Here is a 23,810-nt window from a genome sequence, read left to right as displayed (position 1 = left end):
CGGAGTGTTCATCTCCGCCCGTCACGGTCGCTGTCCTGCTCGCGCTGATGCAGGCGCTGCAGGTACTCGTTGTATGCATCCCCCTCTTCATCGGCGCGACCCTGGGCCCGCGTTGCGCGCTGCCTGTCGCCGCGCTGCCATCGTGCGAGCGTCACGATCAGCATCGCGAGCAGGGGTAGCTCCCCGAACGTCCACGCCAGAATTCCGGCTATGCCCTGGTCACGAACCGGGTCGATATCCCACGACTCCGGAGTGGCGGTGGCGAAGTAGGGCACGACCACTGTGGGAGCGAACAGCATCACGAGGCCGAAAGCGGCATGGACCTGCATCTCGAGAAAGACATCGAAGAGTCGGCTCGGGTACGAGGTTCGCCGAGGGAGCGGGTCCGACGACACCAGCGGCGTGGTGATCAAGATCCCCACGATGAGAAACACGATTTCAAGGAGGACGTGACCGATCGAAGATCGCAGCACCACGTCCGCTACCCCGCCGACGTAGAACCCGAAGAAGGACAGCAGCATCAACGGAATGACGAGCGCTGGATGCAGCGCGAACCGGGCCGCTCTCGAGCGCAACCCACACAAGGCGACCCGAAGCACCGTGCCGCCAAGGCCACGATGTGGCGTGGCGCGCAGGAGCAGGGTTCCTGGAGATCCGAGAACGAGCAGCGGGGCGATCACCATCATCAGCGCGAGCTGCTGGAACATGAAAATGGAAAACATCAGCTGGCCATAGGCGTCGATCCCCGCGCCGGTGACCACGGCCATCAGCGCGCAGCCGAGCAGGAAGCAGGTGGAGCGCAGCCACGGCCAACAGTGTCCGTGCCGCCGCAACCGCACAACACCCACCAGATACGCGATGGCGAGAATCACCGAGGCCGCCGGCAGCACGGGCACGATCGGCGAGGCCGGGAGCAGGAATTGGTCGAAGCTCGGCGGCAGCAGTGGACCGACGGTGTCAGCGGCGCTCATCACCGAAGCCCGCGACCCGGTGCGCCGGGCCGACGATCGCATACGAACCGAGGTCGGCGCTGGATTGAACGTGGGCGGCTCACGACGCCAGCCCCAAATGCGACAATATTCCCCTCCCGGTCCGACGGACGCGCGCTGCCCCGCCTGGTCCCACTGCCGACTACACGCACTTGGCAGATGCGGTCCGATCTTCAGTCAAGCCTAGTCAGCACACGCTCGTCGGCACCGCCACACGTGGCTTGTGTCGAACAGCTAGCGCTGAACGGTACGATCGACTCCATGCCCGTGGCTGATCTTGACGCCTACTCGCTGTTGCTCGTCTACTCGGCGATGGCGGTGTACACGCTGGCGTTCATCGCGTACGCGGTCGATGTCGCCCGCAGATCGGCGGCCAAACCCGTGCCCGCGGCGGTGCGCGAGCCGGTCGGGGCCGGCGCGCATGCCGCGCCCGCGGAGCCGAGCGTAGGTGTGGTCGCGCCCGGAGCAGCAGCAGGGCGCGGCGCCCGCATCGGCTTCACCCTGATCGTGCTCGCGTGGGCGCTGCATCTGGGCGGCGCACTGTTGCGCGGTCTGGCTGCCGGCCGGGTGCCCTGGGCGAACATGTACGAGTTCGCGCTCACCGGCGTCGCGGTGATCGTGGGTGTCTTCGTGCTGTCACGGCTGTGGAAGGACCTGAACTTCCTGGGCGTCTTCTTCACGGGGCTCGCCACCGTCTTCCTGGGCGTCGCGACTGTGAACTACTACGTCGCGGTGACGCCGCTGCCGCCGGCGCTGCAGACGTACTGGCTCGTGATCCACGTGTTTGTCGCGACGCTCGCGACCGGCTTCATGGGACTCGGCACGGGCTTGAGCGTCCTCCAGCTCATCAAGGAGCGCCGCGACAACGGCTTCTTGCGCTCGCTGCCCACACCCGTGCAGCTCGAGGATCTCGCCTACCGGGTTGGCGTGATCGGCTTCATCTTCTGGACCTTCACGCTCATCGCCGGCGCCATCTGGGCAGAGCACGCCTGGGGCCGCTACTGGGGCTGGGACACCAAGGAGGTCTGGACCTTCGTGATCTGGGTCATCTACGCCGGCTACATCCACGCGCGGGCGACGCGCGGCTGGCGCGGCTCGCGCTCGGCCTGGTTGCAGATCATCGGCTTCGCCGCGATCATCTTCAACTTCACGATCGTCAACCAGTTCTTCACCGGCCTGCACGCCTACAGCGGCCTCTGACGCCACGGGCGTAGCCCGCCATCTCCACGTCCTCGTAGGTCAGCATTTGATGTATGGTCAGTGCATGCTGCATATACAGCAGACACTGACTCGCCAAGGACCTCTCGTAAGGGCACGCGGCAGCTGCTGCCGGCCTCCCCAGTGCGATGGGTCGTGCGAACCAGCGCACCACCGGTGCGCTCCTTCCCGTTCTTCGCACGGTTCGCCCCCACCCCTTCGCTCATCGTGCTCTCGATCAGCCGGACTTGATGGAGCCGATGCGGCTGCGCTCATGCAGCCGCATCGGCTCCAACAAATCCTTACTGACAGAGAGAAGAACACCATGCATGCACCCAAGCGCGCGCTCGCAGCGAGCGCGCTCACGATCGCCCTCGTCCTCACCGGCTGCTCCGCCGCGTCCGAGCCCGCCACGAGCCCCTCGACATCGAGCAGCCCCACGGAGAACAGCGCTGGCAGCGCGGGGGCGACGGACTTCAACCAGGACGACGTGATGTTGGCGATGAACATGATCGCCCATCACCAACAGGCCATCGAGATGTCCGACACGCTGCTGGCCAAATCCGGCGTCGACGAGCGCGTCGCCGACCTCGCCGAACGCATCCGGGCGGCGCAGCTGCCGGAGATCGCGCGCATGAACGCCATGCTCGAAGCCTGGGGCGAGACTCCCGGCGACATGGAAGGCATGGACCATGGATCAGGCACAGGCGGCGGCATGATGTCGGAATCCGACATGGAACTGCTCGAGGAGGCACCGGGACCTGAGGCATCGAGGCTGTTCGTGGAGCAGATGATCGTGCACCACGACGGCGCCGTGGAGATGGCGGAGGCCGAGGTCGCCGCGGGCGAGAACGCCGGCGCGGTCGAGCTGGCCGAGCGCATCATCAACGACCAAACGTCGGAGATCGCCGAGATGGAAGCACTGCTCGACGAGCTGTGACGGCACGGCGGGGGCGTCCGGCGCGTGGCATTCATCGCCTGGTTGACGAAGAGCCGTACTGCAGCGCATCCAGATATTCCACCCCGTGGCGCGCGGCGAAATTGCCGTAGTCCTCCTCGAGGACCAGTTGCCGCCGCGCGGAGGCGAAGATCCGCGACGCATCACAAGTCATCGAGGCCCTTCCGGACCGTTCCAGATCCCGGGCATCCGGTCACACGCGGAATTGCCCACCCATGATGGGCGGGCCATTCCTCTGCATGCTCAGGTGATGTCGATGAATACCGGGGCTGAGCCGCCGATGTCGACACCGGCGATCACGGTGTTGAAGCCTGACCAGCCGCCGTGCACCGCACGGCCTCCGCCGATGTAGATGCCGATGTGCGCGCGCCCCACACCGCCGTCGGCGTAGTAGATGACGTCACCGGGCGAGGCGGCAGACATCGGGATCGTCGGGCCGAGGTTGAACAGCGAATTCATCCCGGAGTACGGCAGGCCCGCTGCGGCGATCGCCCGGCGCACCATCGCGACGCAGTCCTGTGAGATGCCGACCTGCGCGATCGCTGCATCCGCGATGACGCTGCCGGAGGCTCCCGCGGCTGGGGCAGTCGAGGTCTGTGCGGGTTCGGACTGCGCTGCAGCGCCGCCGCCTGCGATGCCGGTCCCTGCGGTGCCGCCGCCCGCGGTGCTGGCCGTTGCTGCCGCTCGGGCCTGCTCCTCTCGTTCCATCTCCGCTTCGAGTTCTGCGCGAATCTGGGAGAGTTCCTCGGCCGTGGTGGCCTGCACATCGAGGCGCTCGTCGCTGAGTCCGTTGCCTCCAGCGGTGACGACACCCGACACCGTTTGCGCGTTCGCGCTGAGATTCGACGGCAGTTGCTCAGCGCCGGTGTCAGCGGCAAATGCCGGCAGCGCGAGCGGTGTCGCAAGGGCGGCGGCGATGGCGATGACACCAATGCGCCGGGCCCCGCGCACGACGGCGGCACGGGTCATGCGCGCATCTTCGCGCGGCTTGAGGTTGTTCGTAGAGGTCGTCACAGGCAGCTTCTCCGTAGGTTCGAGTGCCGGGGCACACGAGTCGACGTTACCAATCCGTTACCTGCTTGTCACCTGACACGCAGATTGAGCGCAGCCGACCGTGCTATCAGCCGGTCGCGACATTCATAGAAACCGTCAATAGGCTCGCGAGTGATGTCCATCCGGCCAAGACGGAACTCCGTGCGCAGCCCGGGCATCCTGCCAAAGCCCAGTGTGGGGCCGAATCCTCGTCCGAGAGGTTCGTTGCGCGCCTCAGGCCGCCGATGACGGACAACCTTCGTGGGTTCGATTGTCTGAGCGGATTCCTGGAGGATTGATGAGGGGCACCGGCCGTGTTCTCTTAACGGTGACGGCGGCGCTGAGTGCACTCGTACTCGCCGGCTGTGCGAGCGCAGAAGGTGTTGCCAGCCAAGTTGGGGATGCTGGATACATCGCGGGTGACGGCATCGTGACGGAGATCGCACCCGACCATCGAACCGCGCCCGGAGCGTTCAGTGGCCCCTTGGCCAGCGGGGGCGAGTTCGACTCCGCTGCGCTCGAGGGCGTCACGCTCGTGAACTTCTGGTACGCGGCCTGCCCGCCCTGCCGGGTCGAGGCGCCCGTGCTGGCAGAGCTGCATGCCGAGTTCGGCGATCGCGTGGATTTCATCGGCGTCAACGTGCGCGACGGGGCCGCGCAGGCCATGGCATTCGAGGAGGAGTTTGGCATCGAGTACCCCTCGATCCTCGACGACCAATCTGCACAGGGACAGCTTGCCTTCACCGGCATCATCGCCCCCAATGCGGTGCCTTCGACGATCATCCTCGACGCCGAGGGCCGGGTGGCCGCTCGCGTCTCCGGCGCCGTCACCGACACCAGCATCCTCTCAACCCTCCTGCAGGAGGAACTGGAGCGATGAGCCTGACCGTTCTCCAGAGCGTCGCACTGGATCCCGGCGGCGCCGTGCTCAGCGGCCAGTTGCTGCTGTCCGTACCGATCGCGCTGCTGGCCGGCATCGTCTCCTTCGCCAGCCCCTGCATCCTCCCGCTGGTCCCTGGCTATCTGGGCCTGATGGGATCACTCGTCGGCGAGGAGGGCGGCCGAGCCAGACTCATCACCGGCGTAGCGCTCTTCGTCGCCGGCTTCACCGCCGTGTTCGTGCTCGGCACCGCGCTCGTCGGCGTCGTCAGCTCGTTCCTGCTCGCATGGTCGGCGTTGCTCGTGCGCATCCTCGGAGGGCTGCTGATCCTGCTGGGCCTAGTCTTCATCGGGCAGTTCCGGTTCCTCCAACGCGTCTGGAAGCCGCAACAGCTGAAAGCCGGCGGCATGTGGACAGCGCCCCTGGTGGGCGTCATCTTCGCGCTCGGCTGGACCCCGTGTTCCGGACCAACGCTCGCCGCGATCAGCGCGCTCACGGTCACGACCGGCAGCGCCTGGCAGGGCGCCATCCTCGGCCTCGCCTACGCCCTGGGCCTGGGCATCCCGTTCCTGCTGCTCGCAGTGGGGCTCGGCTGGATGGGCTCGGCGATGGCATGGATGCGCCGACATGTCAGGGCGATCAACATCGGCGGAGGGGTAACCCTGATGATCATCGGCGTGCTCATGGTGACCGGCGCCTGGGACGCGATCATGAACGAGATGCAGGGATGGATCGCCTCCTATGTCACGATCATCTAGCCCCGATCGCGCCACCGCGGACCCGCTGCGGCCCGGCGACCACATCGACGCCCCCGAGCCGGCGAAGGCCGCACCGGGCGGGCCGAAGCTCGGCTTCATCGGCTGGCTCCGCTTCCTATGGCGGCAGCTCACGTCGATGCGCACGGCGATCGTGCTGCTGCTGCTGCTCGCAGTCGGCGCGATCCCCGGCAGCCTCGTGCCGCAGCGCTCCAGCGACCCCAACGGCGTCATCCAGGTGCGCGCCGACAACCCCGACCTGGTCTGGCTCTACGACGCGCTCTCGCTGCACGACGTCTACGGCAGCCCGTGGTTCTCGGCCATCTACATCCTGCTGTTCACCTCCCTGGTCGGCTGCGTCATCCCGCGCCTCATGCACCATTGGAAGGCCATGCGGGCGCTGCCGCCGCGCACCCCCGCCCGCCTGTCTCGCCTCGTCGGCTTCCAGACGGTGGCGGGCGACGCATCCGACCTCGACCGCGCGGATCGGGTACTCAAGAAGCTCGGCTACCGCACGACCCGCTACGGCGACTCGGTCTCCGCCGAGCGCGGCTACCTCCGCGAGACCGGCAACCTGCTGTTCCACATCTCGCTGCTCGCGCTCATCCTCGTGATCGGGCTCGGCTCGGGCTTCGGCTACAACGGGCAGCGGCTGCTCGTGGAGGGGCGCGGCTTCGCCAACACGCTCTCGAGCTACGACACGTTCTCGGAGGGGCAGTGGTTCGACGATGCGGCGCTGCCTCCGTTCGCCGTGCAGCTCGACGAGCTCGACGTCGTCTACGAGACCGAGAACCCGAACGCGATCGGGGCGCCGCTCGACTTCACGGCGCGCGTGTCGGTGACCGAGGGGAGCGGGGACGCGCGTGAGGCGCAGATCAAAGTGAACGAGCCGCTGGACGTCGCGGGCGCCGACCTCTACCTCATCTCCAACGGCTACGCGCCGCGCATCTCGGTGCGCGACGCCGAGGGCGAGCTCGTCTACGACGAGTACACGCCCTTCCTCGCGCAGGACGACCTCATGACGAGCCTCGGCGTGATGAAGCTGCCGGACGGGCTCTCGAAGCAGCTGGGGCTGCGCGGCTTCTTCTACCCGACCGCGGCGCAGCTCGACACGGGCGCGCTCGCCTCGGCATACCCAGACCTCGCCAACCCGGTGCTCTCGCTGCAAGCGTTCACGGGCGACCTCGGCCTCGACGCGGGCATCCCGCGCTCGGTCTACGCGCTCGAGACCGATGCCATGACGCAGATCGCCGGCGGCGACTCGGGCACGGAGGCACTCATGCTCGCGCCCGGCCAGACGGTGGAGATTCCCGGCGGGCTCGGCACCATCACGTTCGAGGACGTGCGGCGCTACGGCGTGATCGAGGCGCACGTGGATCACACGCAGGTGCCGGTGTTCTGGATCACCGTCGTGCTGTTCATCTCGCTGCTCGGCTCGCTCCTCATCCCGCGCCGGCGCATGTGGGTGAAAGCGACGCCAGCAAGCCTCGAACTCGCCGGGCTCGCCCGCGGCGAAGATCCCACGCTCGAACGAGCAGTCGACGACCTCGCACGACGACTCCGCCCGTCCTAGGTGTACCCGGTCATGACCTTGGTGGCACGAATGGTGGCGTGAGGAGGACCCCCGCGGGTCGAGTGGAGTTGTTCACGCTTCACCGACCAACGGAGGTCCGTGTCTCACGCTAATGCCGCGCTCACGCTCAAGGGCAGAGAGCTCGTCGTCGCCCGCTTCCAGGCGGGCTGGCCGAAGGCGCATATCGCGAAGGCGATGGGCTGCTCCCGCAAGTGCGTGGGGCATTGGATCGCCTCCACCCATCGCCGCCACCGGGCCACCGAGTTCCGGAAGTTCCTGGCCAAGATCGACCAGCAGGTGCCCGACCACCTCGACGTGCACATGATCTGCGACAATTGCGGCACCTGGGCGAGCCGAGCGTCTTGGCGTACCGCCCGGCCGCGCAGCGGCGGTAGCCCCATAGCAGTGGGCCCTGCGCGCGGTGCGCGTCAGACGCGCGCGGGCGCGGAGCGCGGTGCCGGCGTAGGGGCGAGCTGCGGCAGCGCTCTGGGGCGACGGGCGGCGCGGACGCCGTTGAGGATGACGACGACTTCGGCGACCTCGTGCACCAGCACGACACCGGCAAGCCCGAGCACGCCGAACAGCGCGAGCGGGAACAGCACGATGATGATCGCCAGCGCTAGGACGATGTTCGCGGTCATGATCCGCCGTCCCCGCCTCGCGTGCGCGAGCGCGCCTGGGATGAGGCGCAGGTCATGGCCGGTGAACGCGACATCGGCGGACTCGATCGCCGCGGCGGAGCCCTTCACTCCCATCGCGATCCCGACCGTCGCCGTGGCCAGGGCCGGGGCGTCGTTGATGCCGTCGCCGACCATCGCGGTCGGACGTGATGCCGCGAGCGCGGCGATCGCGTCCGCCTTGTCCTTGGGCAGCTGCTCGGCCCGCACGTCGGTGATGCCGGCTTCCTCGGCGATCGCGCGGGCGGTGCGGTCGTTGTCGCCGGTGAGCATGATGGTCTCGATGCCTTGATCGTGCAGCATCCGCACCGTCTCGGCGGATTCCGGGCGCAGCTCGTCCCGTACCCCGATGAGACCGGCGACCCGCCCGTCCATCTCGACGACGACCACGGTCATGCCGTGGGCGGCCATCGCATCGGCGGTGCCGCGAAGCTCGCCGGGGTGCAGCCAGCGAGCGTTGCCGACCCGGATCGTGCGGCCATCCACCTGGCCGGTGATGCCGTGGCCGGCTTCTTCGGTCACGTGCGTCGCGACGGCGGTGTCGCCCGCGGCGGTCGTGATCGCGGTCGCGAGCGGGTGGCTGCTCGTTGCTTCCACGGCCGCCGCCCAGCCGAGCACGTCGTCGCGAGTGATCCCCGGCGAGGCGTGCACCTGGACGACGGCGGGCTCGTTGCGCGTGAGGGTGCCGGTCTTGTCCAGGGCGACCGCGCGGATCGTGCCGAGCTGCTCGAACGCCTCCCCGGACTTGATCACCACACCGAACTTCGATGCCGAGCCGATCGCGCTGATGACCGTGACGGGCACCGCGATCGCCAGAGCACAGGGGGAAGCCGCGACGAGCACGACGAGGGCTCGTTCGATCCAGGTCCACGGGTCACCGACGAGCACGCCGAACAGCGCGACGAGGGCGGCGAGGATCAGCACCGCCGGGACGAGGGGCCGGGCGATGCGGTCGGCCAGGCGTGCGCGGTCGCCCTTGCGGGCGTGGGCCTGCTCGACGAGCGCGACGATCTGGGTGAGGGAATTGTCCCGTCCGTCCGCGGTGGCTTCGATTCGGAGGGTCGCGGAGCCGTTCACCGAGCCGGCGATGACCGCGTCAGCGGGTCCGACCTCGACGGGGATGGATTCGCCGGTGACCGCGGAGGTATCCAGGCTCGAGCGGCCTTCCAGGACCACGCCGTCGGTCGCGATCCGTTCGCCCGCACCGACGACCAGGACATCCCGTTCGCGGATCTCCGCCGCGGGGATCGTGACGTCTCCGCTGCGGCGGGAGACCCGCACGGTGTCGGGGATGAGCGAGAGGAGCGCGCGCAGCCCCTCCTTGGCGCGGTCCATCGCGCGGTCCTCGAGGGCTTCGGCGAGGGAGAACAGGAATGCCAGCGCGGCGGCCTCTCCGACGTGGCCGAGCAGCACTGCGCCGACCGCGGCGATGGTCATCAGTAGCCCGACGCCGAGGCGGCCGCGCAGCAGCCGGCGGATCGCGCCGGGGACGAACGTGGACGCGCCCGCGATCAGCGCGACGGACTGGAGGATCACGGCCGGGATGGGAACGCCGGTCCATTCGAGGATGTATCCGGCCAGCAGGAACACGCCGGCGATCGCGGAGGGCAGGAGCGCGGTGTCACGCCACCACGGAGGCCGCAGCTCGATCTCTTCCGCATCCGCGTCCGTGCTGGAGGCGGGGTCTGGTCCGCAGCAGGCGTCGCCGGTGGTGAGCGGGCGGGCCGGCTCTCTCTGGCGCACGGTGCTCGTCTTCTGCGGCTCGTCAGGGCCGCAGCACTCCTCGCTCACGCCGCGACCCCCGTTGTGGTCGTGGTGTCGCAGCAGAACGGCACGTCGCAGTGCTCGTCGGTGCAGGGTGCTCCGTCGTCGTAGGCGAGCACGGTGTCCACGAGCATCGAGATCGCTCGGGTCAGATGTGGATCCGCGATCTCGTACCGGGTCTGGCGCCCTTCCGGGGTCGTGATCACGATGCCGCAGCCGCGCAGGCATGCGAGGTGGTTCGAGACGTTCGTCCGGGTCAAGCCCAGCGACTCCGACAATCGGGCCGGGTATCCGGGTGCGTCGAGAAGCTCGAGGAGAATTCGGGAGCGCGTCGGATCGGCCATCGCGCGACCGAGTCGGTTCATCACGTCGGCGCGTGAGGCAAGGGTCAGCATATGCTGACCATACACCGCAATGTCCTCCAACAGATCGTTGACTCCGTGCCCATACCGCCGCCCGTTCCCGCACCCCGGGATGTTGCCCCGCGCCCACTATCGCTGACCCGAGATCGCCAAGACCTCTCCTCGTCCTCCGATGCGCGGCGTACGCCGAAGCGCGATCGGAGCCGGGCACTGGCCGTCGCATCGCTGATCGCGCTCACCATGGCTGTCGTGGATCAGGGCACGAAGGCCATGGCGCTCGCGCAACTGAGTGAGCAGGAGCGCATTCCACTGATCGGCGACCTGCTGGGCCTCCAGCTCGCATTCAATCCCGGCACGATCATGTCCTTCGGATCGAACAGCACCTGGGTGTTCACCGTGCTCTCGACCGCGGCAACGATCGGGCTGTGCTACGCCGCATCGCGCGCGCCGTCCAAGGGGTGGGCGATCGCCATCGGATTCGTCTGGGGCGGAGCGATCGGCAACCTCATCGACCGCCTCTTCGCCCCACCCGGGTTCGGCATCGGCCACGTCACCGACCTCCTCGCCTACGGAAACCTCTTCATCGGGAACGTCGCCGACATCGCTATCGGTATCGGCGTCGGGCTCGGCATCCTCCAGCTCATCCGCAACCACCGATCCGAGCTGCGCAGCGCGTCTTCCGCGGCGGCCTCCTCTCGCGAGGAGTGACCTCGGCCCCGTTTTCGGCGCACCGGCACGAGGGCATCCACCCATGGCATGACTGCACGTGGACGATTGGTGAGACTACAGTGCGGCATGTATATTCATCGAGTGCTGACTATTACCGATCGCTTGGATGTGATGAACCGACTCGGCCGAGCAATGGCCGACCCGACGCGTTCACGCATCCTCATGACCCTGCTTGAAGGCCCCATCTATCCGGCGGCACTCGCCCGCGAGCTGGACCTCAGCCCATCCAACGTCTCCAACCACCTCGCGTGCCTTCGCGACTGCGGCATCGTCGTGACCGAACCCGAGGGGTGCCGAACCCGGTACGAGGTCGCGGATGCGCGGCTCACGCGTGCGCTGACGGCGCTGCTGGACACCACGCTGGCCGTGGACCATGCGGCCGAGTGCATCGACACCTCCTGCGCGCTTCCGGGATGCAGTACGGCGGAGGCGAACGCATGATCGTCGTCTCCGTCCTGCAAGCCATCGGACTGTTCCTCGTCACGAACATCGACGACATCATCGTGCTCTCGCTGTTCTTCGCTCGCGGTGCGGGGCAACGAGGCACGACGGTCCGGATCCTGGTCGGTCAGTACGTGGGATTCGCAGGCATCCTCGCCGCGGCCGTGCTCGTATCGCTCGGTGCTGGTGCGTTCCTGCCTCCTGAGGTCACCCCCTACTTCGGCCTGATCCCCTTGGGATTGGGGCTCTGGGCCGCTTGGCAAGCATGGAGCGGCCGCCACGACGACGACGATGATGATGAGGCCAAGATCGAAGGCAAGAAGGTCGCCGTCTGGGTCGTCGCCTGGGTCACCTTCGCGAACGGAGGGGACAACATCGGTATCTACGTCCCCGTCTTCCTCAGTGTGGGACCGGCTGCCGTGGTCGCGTACTGCGTCGTGTTCCTCGCGCTCGTCGCGGTCCTGGTGATGGCGGCCAAGTTCATCGCCACGCGACGCCCGATCGCGGAGGTCCTGGAGCGCTGGGAGCACATCCTGTTCCCGATCGTGCTGATCGGCCTCGGCATCTTCATCCTGATCAGCGGCGGGGTATTCGGGCTCTGACGTTCCAACTGCGCGTCATGCGCGCACGAGTCGACGGTAAAGTGAGGAGAGTGCCTACCCGCCCCGTCGCCGTAATCTCGATCATCGCCATAGCCGCAGCGATCCTCGTCGCTGCAATGCTGCTCGTCGTCCGACCCTGGGAGAGCAGCGGCTCGTCCCCTGCGACGGAGGAATCGCCCGACTCGACTGCGTCGCCGTCTGCGCTGCCGCCGCTGGTGGACGAATCGACGCACATCCTGAACGACGCGGGTCCGGATGCTCCGGTGGTGGTCGAATTCCTCGACTTCGAGTGCGAAGTGTGTGGCGCCGTGTACCCCACGATGGAAGGGCTACGCGAGGAGTACGACGGCGAGGTGACGTTCGCCGTTCGGTACTTTCCGCTGCCAGGTCATTTCAATTCCGGTAACGCAGCGGTCGCCGTTGAGGCGGCCGCTCAGCAGGGCGCGTTCGAGGCGATGTATCAGCGCATGTTCGAGACGCAATCGGAGTGGGGCGAGGGGCGGGAGTCCGAGGCCGACCGTTTCCGCGGCTACGCGCAGGAGCTCGGCCTCGATATGGCCGCATATGACGCCGGCGTCGCGGACCCCGCCACGTTGGCTCGCGTCGAGCAGGACTTTCAGGCCGGCGTCGCACTCGGCGTCGATCGAACGCCGACGATCTTCGTGGACGGGGAGCGGCTCGAGCTGTCGCAGGAGAGCGACATCGAGACGGCGATCCAGGCGGCGCTGGCGGGGTAGGCGATCCCGGCACGAGGTGAATGGGTCTGGAGGCACTAGCAACTCGCGTAGCGAACTCCGTGACGAATCTCTGCGGGGGCGGCTGCCGGAGCGCCGTGGTGCCCGGCGGCGTAGCCAGCGGAGGATGTTGTGCCGCCGGCGGCGCGGATCAGGGATTACGGAATGGTGCAAAAAATGCACCATTGATGCATCAGATGCAACACTCGGGACGAAATCACCGGTCAGCGCCCACTCCAATTGATGCATCTGATGCAACACGTCGCGAGCCGTTTGTTGTGGCCCGTATCGTGCCGCGCGGGAGAAACCACCGGTCAGGCCATGATTCTCGGGGAGTGAGCGTCACGGGCGGGGAGTGATACCAACCGTGCGAGTAGGGGTACTACCCACTTCGATCCGACATAATGTGCATTATCGGCGCTTTGCTGTGAGTGCAGATGAGGGCCTGCGGCGACCGGAGCGTCACCGCCCGCGCGCAGGCGGAACGCCAGGCACTTCGTGCGCGTCCACCTGCTCGACCGCCTCGGACATCCCGTCCAGGAACCGAGCGACAGCACGTCGCTCGTCGTCGTCCATGCTGTCGATGACGTCGATCATCCGCCGATGCATCGGGCCGAGCGTCGCACGCACCTCGTGATCGGTCTCGGTGGTCGGCACAACGATCGTCGCTCGGCGATCCTCCGGGTGCGGCTCGCGTCGCACGTGCCCGCTCTTGACGAGGCGATCGACCAGGGCTGTCACCGATGGCGACGCCAGATGCAGTGCAGCAGCGAGATCGCGCTGACGCATGAGCTCGCCGCGCCGCTGGGCCTGCAGCAGGCGCCGCAGCGCGAGCAGGTCGGTCTCGCCCATGCCCATCGACGACCGCGTGCGCTTGCGCATCGACGACTCAGCGGCACGATATCGCCGCAGCAGGTTCAGCACGTCGACGCTCGAGGGAACCCCGTGGTCGGGATACCAGTAGCCGGAACTGCTGGCGTGGCCATCGATCGCAGTCTGCATCGCTGCCCCCTTCCGGATTCGTCGCGCTGGATGTTGCTACCCTATCGTTTCGCCATGATACAGTTCGATCGTCAAACTAACCAATGATGGAGGAGCCACGCATGTCCCAGACCCTGATCTCCCAGAGCGTCTCCTCCGACGCCACGGCGTCGGCGACCCACGTGACGTGGACCTCGCCCAGTAGCGACCTCTGGGTCGCGTCGAGCCTCGACGCTGAGGGCGTGCGCTTCCTCGGCTTCGTCGAGCTGAGCATCGACGCCCACGTCGCCGTCAATGGCGACGGTGTGAGCCTCGGTCGCCACGCGCTGCTCGCCGACGCGAAGCGCGCGGTGCAGGACGACGCCACCCGGGAGACGCCGTCGGAGGCGGCGAGCTGGAGCGCCGTCGCAGCGCCGGTGCTCTCGGTGCGGGAGCTGCGCGCGCGCTGATCTCAGCCGAGTGCGCCCAGCAGATCGTCGGCGAGATCGTCGATGTGCTCGATGCCGACTGAGAGGCGGATGAGTCCCTCGGGGATGGTCGGCGCCTCCGTGGCCCAGCGGCGGCGGCGCTCGAGCGTCGACTCCACTCCCCCGAGACTCGTCGCCGGGATCCACAGCTGCACCCGCTCCACCAGCCGGTCCGCGGCGGCGGCATCGGCGAGCACGATCGCGAGCACCGTGCCGAAGCCGGGGTCGCGCACCTCGAGCACACCGGGAGCGTCCGCCAACCTGCTCGCGAGCTCGCGCGCGTTCGCCTCCGCTCGCTCGAGTCGCACGGAGAGCGTGCGGAGCCCGCGCAGCGTGAGGAAGGCCTCCATGGGTCCGGGGATCGCGCCGTGCAGGCCGCGATGGTGACGGATGCGCTCGGCGAGTTCTCCCTGACCGGTCACGACCGCGCCCAGCACGGCGTCGCTGTGACCGGCGATGAGCTTCGTCGCCGAATGCACGACGACGTCGGCGCCGAGTTCGAGCGGGCGCTGCAGCAGCGGTGATGCAAAGGTGTTGTCGACGACGCTGACAACGCCGGCCGCGCGCGCTGCCGTGGTCAGTCGTGCGATGTCCGCGACCTCGAGTGCCGGATTCGTCGGCGACTCCAGCCACACCATCGCCGCACCCGGCAGGGCCGCCTCGACCGCTGCCGCATCCGCGACGTCGACGCGGCGCACCTCGAACCGCTGACTGCTGGCGCCGTCGTCGAGCAGCGCGAGCGTGTGCTGGTACGAGTGCCGCGCGACCACGACCGCTCCCCCGACCGGCACCTGCGCGAGCACCGCGCTCACCGCCGCCATCCCGCTCGCGAACGAGATGCACTCGCCGCCCTCGAGCGCGCCGAGCGCATCCTCGAGCGCCGTCCAGGACGGGTTCCCGTAGCGCGCGTACTCGAGCGCGCCGCCGGCCACGAACGAGCTCGCGAAGGTCACGGGCTCGTTCATCGGCGCGCCGGGCACGTGCGCTGGGCGCCCCGCAGTCACGGTGACGGTCTCGAGGTGACGGGGCGTGGCAGACATGGCGCAATTCTGGCACCGATCACGTGCGTTCCCGCGCTCCACCGTGTCAGGCGAGCGCTACTCCTGTCAGGCCAGCGCTGCGCCCATGCCCGGCGTACCATCGCGAGATGGATCCCAGCGGGATGCGCACCATCTCCATCGAGGCGGCTCGCCGCATCGCCGTGCGCGCGCAATGGCTGGATGCGAGCGCGCTCGGACGCGACGCCGGCGACCTGCCGGAGCTCGTCGCACAGCTGACGCTGCTGCCGTTGAACCCGACGGAGATCGTCGCGCCGTCGGCGGAGCACATCGCGCACACGCGGATCCCCGCTCTGGGCTACGACGACGTGCGCCGCGCGGTCGAGCGCGAGCTGACGCTCGTCGAGCATCTCGGCCCCCATCGGCATCCGATGGAGGCGTGGGCGATCGGCCTGCGTGCCACGGTCGACCTGCCGTGGCTGACCGCCATCGGCCGCGATCCGGCGTCCATCCACGTCCACGCCCGTGAGTGGCTGGAGGCGAACGGCCCGTTCCGCGAGCGCGTGCTCGAGCAGTTGCGCGCAGAGGGACCGCTGCCCCAGGCCGCCATCGACGATGCCGCCGATGTGCCGTACCGCTCGAGCGGCTGGAACACCGACCGGAACGTGGCCATGATGCTCGAGCTGCTGCAGATCCTCGGTGAGGTGGTCGTCGCCGAGCGCGTCGGCACGGCGAGGGTCTGGGATCTCGCAGCGCACGTGCTGCCGGCGATCGACCCCGAGCCGCTCGACGACGCCTGGCGCATCTGGAGGCAGCGCTGGCTGCGCGCCTGCGGCATCGCCCGCGCAACGCATCTCGACGACGTCGGTGTTCCGGTGCGCGTCGAGGGCGTGCGCGGCGCATGGCGGTTGGATCCCGACGCGAGCGCAGAGCACTTCGCCGGCCGCGTCGCGCTGCTCTCGCCGCTCGACCGTCTCATCGCCGATCGCACCCGCATGCGCCAGCTGTGGCGGTTCGACTACGCGCTCGAGCAGTACACGCCCGCCGCCAAGCGCCGGTGGGGTGCGTTCGCGCTGCCGATCCTGGACGGCGACGCGCTCGTCGGCAAGGTCGATGTGAAGGCCGACCGCGAGCTCGGAGCGCTGCTCGTGCATCGCATCCACTGGGACGTCGAGCCGCGCACGGGCTTGCAGGACGCGGTCGCAGACGAGGTCGCGAGACTCGCGGGCTTCCTCTCGCTGCGCCCCGCGATGCCCTGAAGCGGGGTTCCGCGAGCCCCCGCGGCTACGCTGACGAGGTGGCCTCGCTCGCCGTCATCGGCAATCCCACCGCGCGCGGCTTCGACCGCGCCGTCGACGCCGTGCTGCGCGAAGCGGCCGCCGCCGGCGCGGATGCCCGCGTGATCGCGACGACGGTCGCCGAGACCGGCGGCCCGCAGGCTCGCCAGGCGCTGCGGGACGGCGCGGATGCGGTGGTCGCGGTCGGCGGCGACGGCACGGTCCGTGACGTGGCTGCCGAGCTCGCGCGCGGCGCTGTGCCGCTCGGCATCATGCCGGCGGGCACGGCGAACCTCTTCGCCAGGAACCTCGGGCTGCCGCTGCGCGACCCACGCGCCGCCGCGCGCGCCGCGGTCGACGGCGCCGTGACGTCCGTCGACGTCGGCCGCGTCACGCTCACCCGCGGCGACGACGGCCCCGAGCCCGAGCGCGCATTCCTCGTCGTGGTTGGCGTCGGCAATGACGCGCTCGCGGTCGAGGCCGCGTCGCTGCTCGGCAAGCGACGCCTCGGCTGGGCCTCCTACATCGCGCTCGGTGCGCGCCGACTCGGCAGCCCGAGCTTCGCCGTGCGCGGCAGGCTCGACGGCAGCCCCGTGGAGTCGACGCACGCGTGGAGCGTGCTCGTGCACAACGCTGCGCGCATCCCCGCAGGCTTCCAGGTGCTGCCCGGCACCCGTCTGGACGATGGGCTGCTGCACATCGCGGCGGTCAGCCCCCGGCGCCTCGCGCACTGGGGCCGCATCGCGGCGGCCGGCGCCGGCATCGCCAGGGCGGAGGGCATCCTGCAGCACCGCACGGCCGGGCGCGTGACGCTCGGCTGGGTGGATGGGCCGCTGCCCGTGCAGATCGACGGGGATCCCGCGGGCCGCGTCACGCGGCTCGACGCGCGCATCGACCGCGCCGCGCTCAGCGTGCGGGTGACAGGATCGATCACGTGAAGCCGCGAGATGCACTGCAGACGCTCCGGGCCGTGCCGCCGGGCGAGCTCGAACCCGCGCTCGCGCGGCTCGATCTCGCGAGCACCGTCTCCTCGATCGCGGGCAACATGGTCACCGGGCTCTGGCGCGGGGACGAGCGCCGCGAGCTCGTGGAGCTGCTGTGCATCGAGCGGGTCGCGGAGCTGAGCCCCGCCATGCGCGCCAGGGTCGCGCACGCCCTGCGCCTGCTGCCGCCGAGCGCTTCGGTCTCGGCCGGGCTGCGATCGATCCTGCTGTCGCTCACCGGCGAGCCGTTCCGCGACATGAAGTACCTGCTCAACGCCACGGGCGACCGGCACGACCTCGAGCATGTGGTCTACGAGCGCCTCTCCCCTGCCGATCGCGACGCGGTGCTCTCCCACATCCAGGCGGAGGCAGACGCCGCTCCCTCGAACGACCTGCGCATCCTGTGCGACATCGACGACACGCTGCAGGCGATGCTGCACGAGCGCCGCTACCCGCGCGGCACCGTGTACCCGGGCGTGGTCGAGCTGCTCACCGCGCTCGACGACGGCCGGGCCGCGCAGCCATCGCGCCCCGGCGACCTCACGTTCGTCACCGCCCGCCCGGAGGGGCCGAAGGGCTTCATCGAGCAGTACACGCGCAATGGCCTCGCAGGGATGGGCCTGCCGCCGCACGCGGTGCTGGGCGGCTCGTTCCTCAACATCTTCACCAAGGCCTCCATCAAGGCGCGCAAGCTGCAGAACTTCGAGCGCGAGCGTGCCCTGTTCCCGGAGTGCCGATTCGTCTTCCTCGGCGACAGCGGGCAGGCCGACGCGCACGTGGGCGCGGCGATGCTGCAGCGCGGACCGGACTTCGTCGTGGCCGTGCTCATCCACGAGGTCGTGCCCGTCACCGGCGCCGAGCGGGCGAAGCTCGAGCAGGCGGGCATCCGCTTCCACACGTCGTACGACGAGGCGGCGCGCATCGTCTACCGGCTGGGCCTGATCGACAGGTCCGGGCGGGATGCCGTGGTGCGCGCCGTCGACGAGATCAGCGGGATGATGACCTGACGGCTCGCTAGGCGTGGTTCCTCGGCGTCGGGAGGTGCTTCGCCCACCAGGCGAGGATGTGCTCGAAGCGCTCGAGCCGGTGGCGCGGCTGGCCCGCGCGCGTGAGCTCGTGGTCCTCGCCCGGGAAGAGCAGCAGCGCCGACTCGACCCCGTTGCGCTTGAGCGCCGAGAAGTAGCGCTGGCCCTGCTCTGGCGGGCAGCGCCAATCCTGCTCCGAGTGCACGACGAGCGTCGGCGTCCGCACCTGGTCGACATGCGCCATGGGCGACTGCGCGCGCACGGCCTCCGGATCCGAGCCCGTGTACTCGCCGGAGAAGAACCAGCCGATGTCGCTCGTGCCGACGAACGACTCCGGGTCGAGGAACCCGCGCTCGACGATGGCCGCGGTGAAGCGGTGGTCGTGCGCGATGGTCCAGGCCGTGAGGTAGCCGCCGTAGGAGCCGCCCATGATGCCCAGCCGCTCGCCGTCGAGCTGCGGATGCGCCGCCAGGCTCGCGTCCAGGAAGTCGAGCACGTCGTGCATGTCGACCGTGCCCATCGCCTGTCGGATCGCGAGGCCGTGCTCGCGGCCGTAGCCCGCGGAACCGCGAGGGTTGCACTGCACGACGGCGTAGCCGGCATCGACCGCCACCTGCGCCTCGTCGAAGACGCCGACGCCGAACTGCGCGAACGGCCCGCCGTGGATGTTGAGCAGCACCGGGTGCGGCCCCTCGCCCTCGGGCACCCAGACCCAGCCGTGCACGGCCGAGCCGTCGCGGGCAGTGAACGCATGCTCGGTGGGCGGGACGAGGCCGGCCTCGACGAGCGGCGCGCCGAAGTCGGTCAGCACCATGAGGCCGCGCTCGTCCAGCACCGCGACCTCGCCCATCGACGTCGGCGTCTGCACGGTCGCGACCGTCACGCCGTCGCCGACGCCGTGGCCGATCACCTCGACGTCGCCGCCGATCAGCTCCTTGGAGCCGCCGCCGGTGACATGCACCAGCCGGTTGCGGCCGCGCCGGCGCTCCTGCACCAGCACGCCGTCCTCGACGACCGTCGCGTGACTGCCGACCTCGCCCAGATCGACCGCGTCCTCGTCGGTCACCTCTTCGGCGTGGGCACCCGCGTGCTCGAGCACGAACAGCTGGGTCGAGCGGGCGACGAAGTCGCGGCCCGACTCACCCACCTTGCTGGCGAGCAGCACGTAGCCGCCGTCGGGCGTGCCGAGCACCTGGCCGACGCTGAGCCCCGCGCGCGAGGAGAGCACGATGTGCGGCTCGCCGTGCGCGGCGGTGGCGTCGAACTCCACCACGGCGTTCAGCAGGTCGTCATCGCGGGTGTCGTGCCGCGCGGTGATGCACAGCACCCGGGTGCCGTCGGGCGAGAAGGCCGGGGCGCTGTGGTCGAAGTCGCCCTGACTGAGGCGGATGGCCTCCGGCGCGCTGGGTGCGTCGTCCCGCGTCGTCTCGTCGTCGTGCGGCTGCGGCGCTCGCGCGTAGCGGGGCTCCGCATCGAGGTCGGGCAGCGCGGCCGAGAACAGATGCGTGCGCCGGCCGATGAGGCTGCCGACGCCGTTGGCGAGGCTGCGGTTGCCGGTGATGAGGCGCGGTGACTCCTGCGCCGGGGAGATGCCCTCGACCGAGCCGTAGCGGCCCGGCTCGACGACGGCCGCGGTGAACGCGATGCGCTCCCCGTTCGGCGACACCGCGAACTCCTGCACGCCGCCCGGCTGCGCGGTCGCCTGCACCGGCTCGCCGCCGTCGACGCGCACAGCCCAGACCTGCGGCTTGTCGCGCTCGTCGGCGCGCAGGAACAGCACGGCCCCGCCGTCGGGCGTGAGCTGCGGCGCGCGATCGGCGACGCCGCCGGTGAGTCGGCGGCGCGAGCCGTCCTGCAGGTCCACCCGCCAGAGCTGGCCGACGTTGCGGTTGGCGTGCAGGCTCGGGCGCGACGCCGCGACCACTGCGAACGCGCCGCTGGGGTGCACTGCGGGCCGCGAGAGCGAGACGAGCTGCTCGATGTGCTCCGCGCGCATCAGGCCGTGGCTCCCTCGGCGGTGCCGAATCCGGAGATGTCGCCGACCAGCCTGGTGTGCTCGGCCGGCACGGGCTCCACGGCGGCACGCGCGACTTCGAGCGCGAACTCCTCGACGTTGTAGAGCTTGCCGGCGTCCTCGCGACGGCTCGCGATCGCGCCGGGGTTCGCGCGCTCGAGCAGGGTCGCCGTGATGGTGCCCTCGATCATGTCGCCGGAGACGACCACGAACTCGATGCCGCGCTCTGCCAGCGACGGGATGCGCTCGCGCAGGGCGTCCTCGCCCGCGCGCTTCGACAGCGCCACGGCCTCATACTCGGGCATGGTGGGCGTGGTGCGGATGAAGTGCGCCTGGTGGCTGGTGACGAACACCACGCGGGCGCCGTCGTTCAGCACCGGCAGCGCGGCCTCGAGCAGCGCCACCTGCGCGTCGCGGTTCAGCCGCATGGCGTAGTCCTCGCCCATGCCGCTCTCCATGCCGCCCGATGCGTTCATCACCAGGAGGTCGAGGCCGCCGAAGCGCGACTTCGCGGCCTCGAACATGGCCTGCAGGCTCGTGGGATCGGTCAGGTCGGCCTGCACCGCGATGGCTTCGGCGCCCTGCTCCTCGGCGGCCGCGACCACCTTCTGCGCTCGCGGCGCCTTGGCGCGGTAGGTGACCACGACGTTGGCCCCTGCCCGCGCGAGCAGGTCGATCGTGGCGGCGCCGATGCCTCGGCTGGAGCCGGTCACGAGCGCGGCGCGCCCGGTGAGCGAGCCCGGCTCGAGGGTGGCATTGGAGGTGTCTGACACGGTTGCTCCTTCGTTCCCGACGACACTACTGTGCGCGACGTGCACGAACCGCGCGAGTATGTGCGCCAGGCACAGCGTCTTCTCCATATGCTGAGGACGTGGATCTCGTCGAATATGCATGGATCGTGTGGCTCGTCATCGCGCTCGTGTGCTTCATCATCGAGATGGTGACGCTGGAGTTCACGTTCCTGATGATCGGCCTCTCGTCGGTCGTCGGCCTGGTCTCGAGCATCACCGGACTGCCCTGGTGGGTCCAGGTGCTGGTCGCCGCCGCGGCAGCGCTGCTGCTGCTGTTCCTGGTGCGGCCGAAGCTGCTCAACCGTCTCCACGAGTCCGGTGAGCTCAACAAGCAGGGCATCGAAGCGCTGCTCGGCATGGAGGGCGAGGTGACTCGCTCGTTCCTGCGCGGAGCCGGCGAGGTGACGCTCGCCAACGGCGACGTCTGGACGTCGCGCCTCTCCCCCGCCGTGCAGCCCCGCGATCCAGACGTCGGTGAGCGCATCGTCGTCACATCCATCGAAGGGGCGACGGCCATCGTCGTCCCTGCTCAGCGCTAGATCAAGGAGACACTCATGCCGTTCGACGGAGGATTCATCCTCGGGGCATTCCTGCTCGTCCTCGTGATCCTCGTCGTCCTGTTCGTGCTCGTCACGCTCTTCAGGTCGATCAGGATCATCCGACAGGGCTTCACCGGCGTGGTCGAGCGACTCGGTCGCTTCCACAAGGTGCTGCAGCCCGGCCTCAACTTCCTCGTGCCCTTCATCGACCGGGTCTCCTACCACGTCGACATGCGCGAGCAGGTGCGCTCCTTCCCGCCGCAGCCGGTGATCACCGAGGACAACCTCGTGGTCTCGATCGACACGGTGGTCTACTTCCAGGTGACGGACGCGCGCGCCGCGACGTACGAGATCGCCGACTACCTCTCGGCGGTCGAGCAGCTCACCACCACGACGCTCCGCAACGTGGTCGGTGGCATGAACCTCGAAGAGGCGCTCACCAGCCGCGACACGATCAACGGGCAGCTGCGCAACGTGCTCGACCAGGCCACCGGCAAGTGGGGCCTGCGCGTCGGCCGCGTCGAGCTGAAGGCGATCGACCCGCCCCACTCCATCCAGGACTCGATGGAGAAGCAGATGCGCGCCGAGCGCGACCGCCGCGCCGCGATCCTCACTGCCGAGGGCTCGAAGCAGGCGCAGATCCTCGAGGCCGAGGGCCTCCGGCAGTCGGAGATCCTGCGTGCCGAGGGTCAGGCCAAGGGCCAGGTGCTGCGTGCCAAGGGTGACGCCGAGGCGCAGGTGCTGCTCGCCAAGGGTGAGTCAGAGGCCATCGAGCGCGTCTTTGCCGCCATCCACGCGGGCGATGCCGACAACAAGCTGCTCGCCTACCAGTACCTGCAGACGCTGCCGAAGCTCGCCGAGGGCGACTCGAACAAGCTCTGGATCATCCCGTCGGAGCTCACCGACGCGCTGCAGCAGGTGGGCAAGGGCTTCTTCGAGGGCCGCGCGGAGGTGCCCTTCCAGAAGGACGCCGGCAAGCGCAAGACCGACGAGGCGGAGCCGTCGATCCTGGACGAGACCTTCCAGGCCGATTCCGTGTCGGATGTCGAGGTTCCCACGATCGCCGAGACGCTGCGGGCCAGCGGCATCGATCCGCAGGACTCCGGCCGCACCGACAACGTCTCCTCCTCCACCTCGCTGGCCGACGAGACGCCGAGCGCGGCCTACAACGAGGCGCTCGAGACGGTGCGCGAGGCGAAGGCCGAGGCGCCGGATGTCGAGGTCGACCCGAACCAGGTCGACGTGCCGCCCACCGACGAGCGTCCGACCGACGAAGGCCGGCACTCGCAGGCGTGACGAACTACCTGAGCCCGGCGTCTCCACGGGTACTCGCGCATCGCGGGCTCGCCGTGGAGGCGCCGGAGAACACGATGATGGCGTTCATCGCGGCCGTCGATGCCGGGGCGACGTTCCTCGAGACCGACACCCACGCGACCGCCGACGGTGTCGCGGTGCTGGCCCACGATCCGGCCCTGGACCGGGTCGCGGGGCGAGACGTCGTCATCGAGCAGACGCTCTGGAAGGATCTCGCCGCGATCGATCTCGGTCAGGGTGAGCACGTGCCGGGCCTGCGCGAGGCGCTGCTCGCGCTGCCGGATGCCCGGTGGAACATCGACCTCAAGTCGGATGCGGCGGTCGTGCCTGCGGTGCGCGCGATCGTCGAGGCGAAGGCCGTCGACCGGGTGCTGCTCACCTCGTTCTCGGAGCGCCGCCGCCGGCAGGCGCAGCGACTGCTGCCCCAGGTCGCGACCAGTGCCTCGCAGCGGATCGTGATGCAGGCGCTCGCCGCGCAGCGGCTCGGCCTGCGCGGCAGGCTCGCGAAGGCCCTGGAGTCGGTGGTCGCGCTGCAGGTGCCGCGCCGGAGCAAGGGCGTCGAGATCGTCACCGAGCGGTCGGTCGCCGCCTTCCAGCGCGCCGGCGTCGAGGTGCACGTCTGGACGGTCAACGATCCCGCAGAGATGCGGGAGCTGCTCGGCCTGGGGGTCGACGGCATCGTGACCGATCGCGTCGACCTCGCGCTGCCGTTGCTCGGCGGGCGCTGA

24 protein-coding genes and 2 pseudogenes are annotated in these 23,810 nt (G+C 69.3%); 18 read left to right on the top strand and 8 right to left on the bottom strand.

What is annotated here, in order from left to right; translation table 11 throughout:
* Positions 1 to 8: 8 nt before the first annotated feature.
* Complete coding sequence (locus ABG090_RS06915; protein WP_347753675.1) at positions 9 to 971, bottom strand: cytochrome c oxidase assembly protein; 963 nt, start codon at positions 969 to 971, stop codon at positions 9 to 11.
* A gap of 279 nt (positions 972 to 1,250) precedes the next feature.
* On the opposite strand from ABG090_RS06915, the gene ccsB reads away from it, so the two are divergent.
* On the top strand, positions 1,251 to 2,189 hold the full coding sequence (ccsB, locus tag ABG090_RS06910; protein WP_347753674.1) for a c-type cytochrome biogenesis protein CcsB: 939 nt from the start codon (positions 1,251 to 1,253) through the stop codon (positions 2,187 to 2,189).
* Positions 2,190 to 2,460: 271 nt separating this feature from the next.
* Positions 2,461 to 3,126 carry a DUF305 domain-containing protein gene (locus ABG090_RS06905; RefSeq protein ID WP_347753673.1) on the top strand — a complete coding sequence of 222 codons (666 nt, stop codon included), beginning with the start codon at positions 2,461 to 2,463 and terminating at the stop codon, positions 3,124 to 3,126.
* A gap of 261 nt (positions 3,127 to 3,387) precedes the next feature.
* Here ABG090_RS06905 and ABG090_RS06900 read toward each other — a convergent pair whose 3' ends face one another.
* Positions 3,388 to 4,113: an NlpC/P60 family protein gene (locus ABG090_RS06900; protein ID WP_347753672.1), complete on the bottom strand. Its 726-nt coding sequence runs from the start codon at positions 4,111 to 4,113 to the stop codon at positions 3,388 to 3,390.
* Between the two features lie 361 nt (positions 4,114 to 4,474).
* On the opposite strand from ABG090_RS06900, the gene ABG090_RS06895 reads away from it, so the two are divergent.
* From ABG090_RS06895 to ABG090_RS06875, 5 genes and pseudogenes are all read left to right on the top strand, one after another.
* Positions 4,475 to 5,056 carry a redoxin family protein gene (locus tag ABG090_RS06895; protein ID WP_347753671.1) on the top strand — a complete coding sequence of 194 codons (582 nt, stop codon included), beginning with the start codon at positions 4,475 to 4,477 and terminating at the stop codon, positions 5,054 to 5,056.
* The gene (locus ABG090_RS06890; protein WP_347753670.1) at positions 5,053 to 5,814 is read left to right on the top strand and encodes a cytochrome c biogenesis CcdA family protein; all 762 of its coding nucleotides are present in this window, start codon (positions 5,053 to 5,055) and stop codon (positions 5,812 to 5,814) included. Before ABG090_RS06895 ends, ABG090_RS06890 begins: the two co-directional genes overlap by 4 nt.
* A complete protein-coding gene (locus ABG090_RS06885; RefSeq protein ID WP_347753669.1) occupies positions 5,798 to 7,384 on the top strand; it encodes a cytochrome c biogenesis protein ResB in 1,587 nt (528 codons plus the stop codon). Before ABG090_RS06890 ends, ABG090_RS06885 begins: the two co-directional genes overlap by 17 nt.
* Positions 7,385 to 7,483: 99 nt before the next feature.
* Positions 7,484 to 7,615, top strand: a pseudogene (locus tag ABG090_RS06880) (leucine zipper domain-containing protein); the annotation flags it as partial.
* A pseudogene (locus ABG090_RS06875) lies at positions 7,613 to 7,720 on the top strand (IS630 family transposase); the annotation flags it as partial. The pseudogenes ABG090_RS06880 and ABG090_RS06875, both read left to right, overlap by 3 nt.
* A 92-nt stretch (positions 7,721 to 7,812) precedes the next feature.
* On the opposite strand, the gene ABG090_RS06870 reads toward ABG090_RS06875, so the two are convergent.
* Together ABG090_RS06870 and ABG090_RS06865 are read right to left on the bottom strand one after the other, a co-directional pair.
* Positions 7,813 to 9,705, bottom strand: a complete 1,893-nt coding sequence (locus ABG090_RS06870) for a cation-translocating P-type ATPase (protein WP_347757541.1) — start codon at positions 9,703 to 9,705, stop codon at positions 7,813 to 7,815.
* A 143-nt stretch (positions 9,706 to 9,848) separates the two neighbouring features.
* The gene (locus tag ABG090_RS06865) at positions 9,849 to 10,220 is read right to left on the bottom strand and encodes a metalloregulator ArsR/SmtB family transcription factor (RefSeq protein WP_347757539.1); all 372 of its coding nucleotides are present in this window, start codon (positions 10,218 to 10,220) and stop codon (positions 9,849 to 9,851) included.
* Between ABG090_RS06865 and ABG090_RS06860 the strand changes: the two genes are divergently transcribed.
* The 4 genes from ABG090_RS06860 (at position 10,221) to ABG090_RS06845 (ending at position 12,696) form a co-directional block, all read left to right on the top strand.
* Complete coding sequence (locus ABG090_RS06860; protein ID WP_347753668.1) at positions 10,221 to 10,895, top strand: signal peptidase II; 675 nt, start codon at positions 10,221 to 10,223, stop codon at positions 10,893 to 10,895.
* A 102-nt stretch (positions 10,896 to 10,997) separates the two neighbouring features.
* Positions 10,998 to 11,357 (top strand): metalloregulator ArsR/SmtB family transcription factor, encoded by a 360-nt coding sequence (locus tag ABG090_RS06855; protein ID WP_347757537.1) that lies wholly within the window; start codon positions 10,998 to 11,000, stop codon positions 11,355 to 11,357.
* Positions 11,354 to 11,959, top strand: a complete 606-nt coding sequence (locus ABG090_RS06850; RefSeq protein WP_347753667.1) for a cadmium resistance transporter — start codon at positions 11,354 to 11,356, stop codon at positions 11,957 to 11,959. The genes ABG090_RS06855 and ABG090_RS06850 overlap by 4 nt, the downstream gene beginning before the upstream one ends.
* Before the next feature lie 50 nt (positions 11,960 to 12,009).
* Positions 12,010 to 12,696, top strand: a complete 687-nt coding sequence (locus ABG090_RS06845; RefSeq protein ID WP_347753666.1) for a thioredoxin domain-containing protein — start codon at positions 12,010 to 12,012, stop codon at positions 12,694 to 12,696.
* A 459-nt stretch (positions 12,697 to 13,155) separates the two neighbouring features.
* On the opposite strand, the gene ABG090_RS06840 is transcribed toward ABG090_RS06845, so the two are convergent.
* The gene (locus ABG090_RS06840; protein ID WP_347753665.1) at positions 13,156 to 13,695 is read right to left on the bottom strand and encodes a MarR family transcriptional regulator; all 540 of its coding nucleotides are present in this window, start codon (positions 13,693 to 13,695) and stop codon (positions 13,156 to 13,158) included.
* 101 nt (positions 13,696 to 13,796) lie between these two features.
* On the opposite strand from ABG090_RS06840, the gene ABG090_RS06835 reads away from it, so the two are divergent.
* Positions 13,797 to 14,123: a hypothetical protein gene (locus ABG090_RS06835; protein ID WP_347753664.1), complete on the top strand. Its 327-nt coding sequence runs from the start codon at positions 13,797 to 13,799 to the stop codon at positions 14,121 to 14,123.
* A 2-nt stretch (positions 14,124 to 14,125) separates the two neighbouring features.
* Here ABG090_RS06835 and ABG090_RS06830 read toward each other — a convergent pair whose 3' ends face one another.
* Positions 14,126 to 15,181: a PLP-dependent transferase gene (locus ABG090_RS06830; RefSeq protein WP_347753663.1), complete on the bottom strand. Its 1,056-nt coding sequence runs from the start codon at positions 15,179 to 15,181 to the stop codon at positions 14,126 to 14,128.
* A gap of 107 nt (positions 15,182 to 15,288) precedes the next feature.
* Between ABG090_RS06830 and ABG090_RS06825 the strand changes: the two genes are divergently transcribed.
* From ABG090_RS06825 to ABG090_RS06815, 3 genes are read left to right on the top strand one after another with little or no spacing between them, the layout of a single operon-like run.
* Entirely contained in the window at positions 15,289 to 16,398 is a 1,110-nt protein-coding gene (locus ABG090_RS06825; protein WP_347753662.1) for a crosslink repair DNA glycosylase YcaQ family protein, read from the top strand.
* A gap of 38 nt (positions 16,399 to 16,436) precedes the next feature.
* Positions 16,437 to 17,354 (top strand): diacylglycerol kinase family protein, encoded by a 918-nt coding sequence (locus tag ABG090_RS06820; RefSeq protein WP_347753661.1) that lies wholly within the window; start codon positions 16,437 to 16,439, stop codon positions 17,352 to 17,354.
* On the top strand, positions 17,351 to 18,406 hold the full coding sequence (locus ABG090_RS06815; RefSeq protein ID WP_347753660.1) for a phosphatase domain-containing protein: 1,056 nt from the start codon (positions 17,351 to 17,353) through the stop codon (positions 18,404 to 18,406). The genes ABG090_RS06820 and ABG090_RS06815 overlap by 4 nt, the downstream gene beginning before the upstream one ends.
* A 7-nt stretch (positions 18,407 to 18,413) precedes the next feature.
* Here the strand turns inward: ABG090_RS06815 and ABG090_RS06810 are convergent, their stop codons facing one another.
* The gene (locus ABG090_RS06810; RefSeq protein WP_347753658.1) at positions 18,414 to 20,420 is read right to left on the bottom strand and encodes a S9 family peptidase; all 2,007 of its coding nucleotides are present in this window, start codon (positions 20,418 to 20,420) and stop codon (positions 18,414 to 18,416) included.
* Complete coding sequence (locus ABG090_RS06805) at positions 20,420 to 21,211, bottom strand: SDR family oxidoreductase (protein WP_347753656.1); 792 nt, start codon at positions 21,209 to 21,211, stop codon at positions 20,420 to 20,422. The genes ABG090_RS06810 and ABG090_RS06805 overlap by 1 nt, the downstream gene beginning before the upstream one ends.
* Before the next feature lie 98 nt (positions 21,212 to 21,309).
* On the opposite strand from ABG090_RS06805, the gene ABG090_RS06800 reads away from it, so the two are divergent.
* Genes ABG090_RS06800 through ABG090_RS06790 form a run of 3 tightly spaced genes read left to right on the top strand, consistent with a single transcriptional unit; the run spans position 21,310 to position 23,810 of the window.
* Positions 21,310 to 21,768 carry an NfeD family protein gene (locus tag ABG090_RS06800; RefSeq protein WP_347753655.1) on the top strand — a complete coding sequence of 153 codons (459 nt, stop codon included), beginning with the start codon at positions 21,310 to 21,312 and terminating at the stop codon, positions 21,766 to 21,768.
* Between the two features lie 15 nt (positions 21,769 to 21,783).
* Positions 21,784 to 23,064, top strand: coding sequence for an SPFH domain-containing protein (locus ABG090_RS06795; protein WP_347753654.1), 1,281 nt, complete (start codon positions 21,784 to 21,786; stop codon positions 23,062 to 23,064).
* Positions 23,061 to 23,810: a glycerophosphodiester phosphodiesterase family protein gene (locus tag ABG090_RS06790; protein ID WP_347753652.1), complete on the top strand. Its 750-nt coding sequence runs from the start codon at positions 23,061 to 23,063 to the stop codon at positions 23,808 to 23,810. Before ABG090_RS06795 ends, ABG090_RS06790 begins: the two co-directional genes overlap by 4 nt.

Source organism: Agrococcus sp. ProA11 (assembly GCF_039880525.1).
In the GTDB taxonomy this organism is placed as follows: domain Bacteria; phylum Actinomycetota; class Actinomycetes; order Actinomycetales; family Microbacteriaceae; genus Agrococcus; species Agrococcus chionoecetis.
The sequence above is the reverse complement of the archived record's forward strand: the minus strand, read 5'-3'. Positions and strand labels throughout refer to the sequence as shown.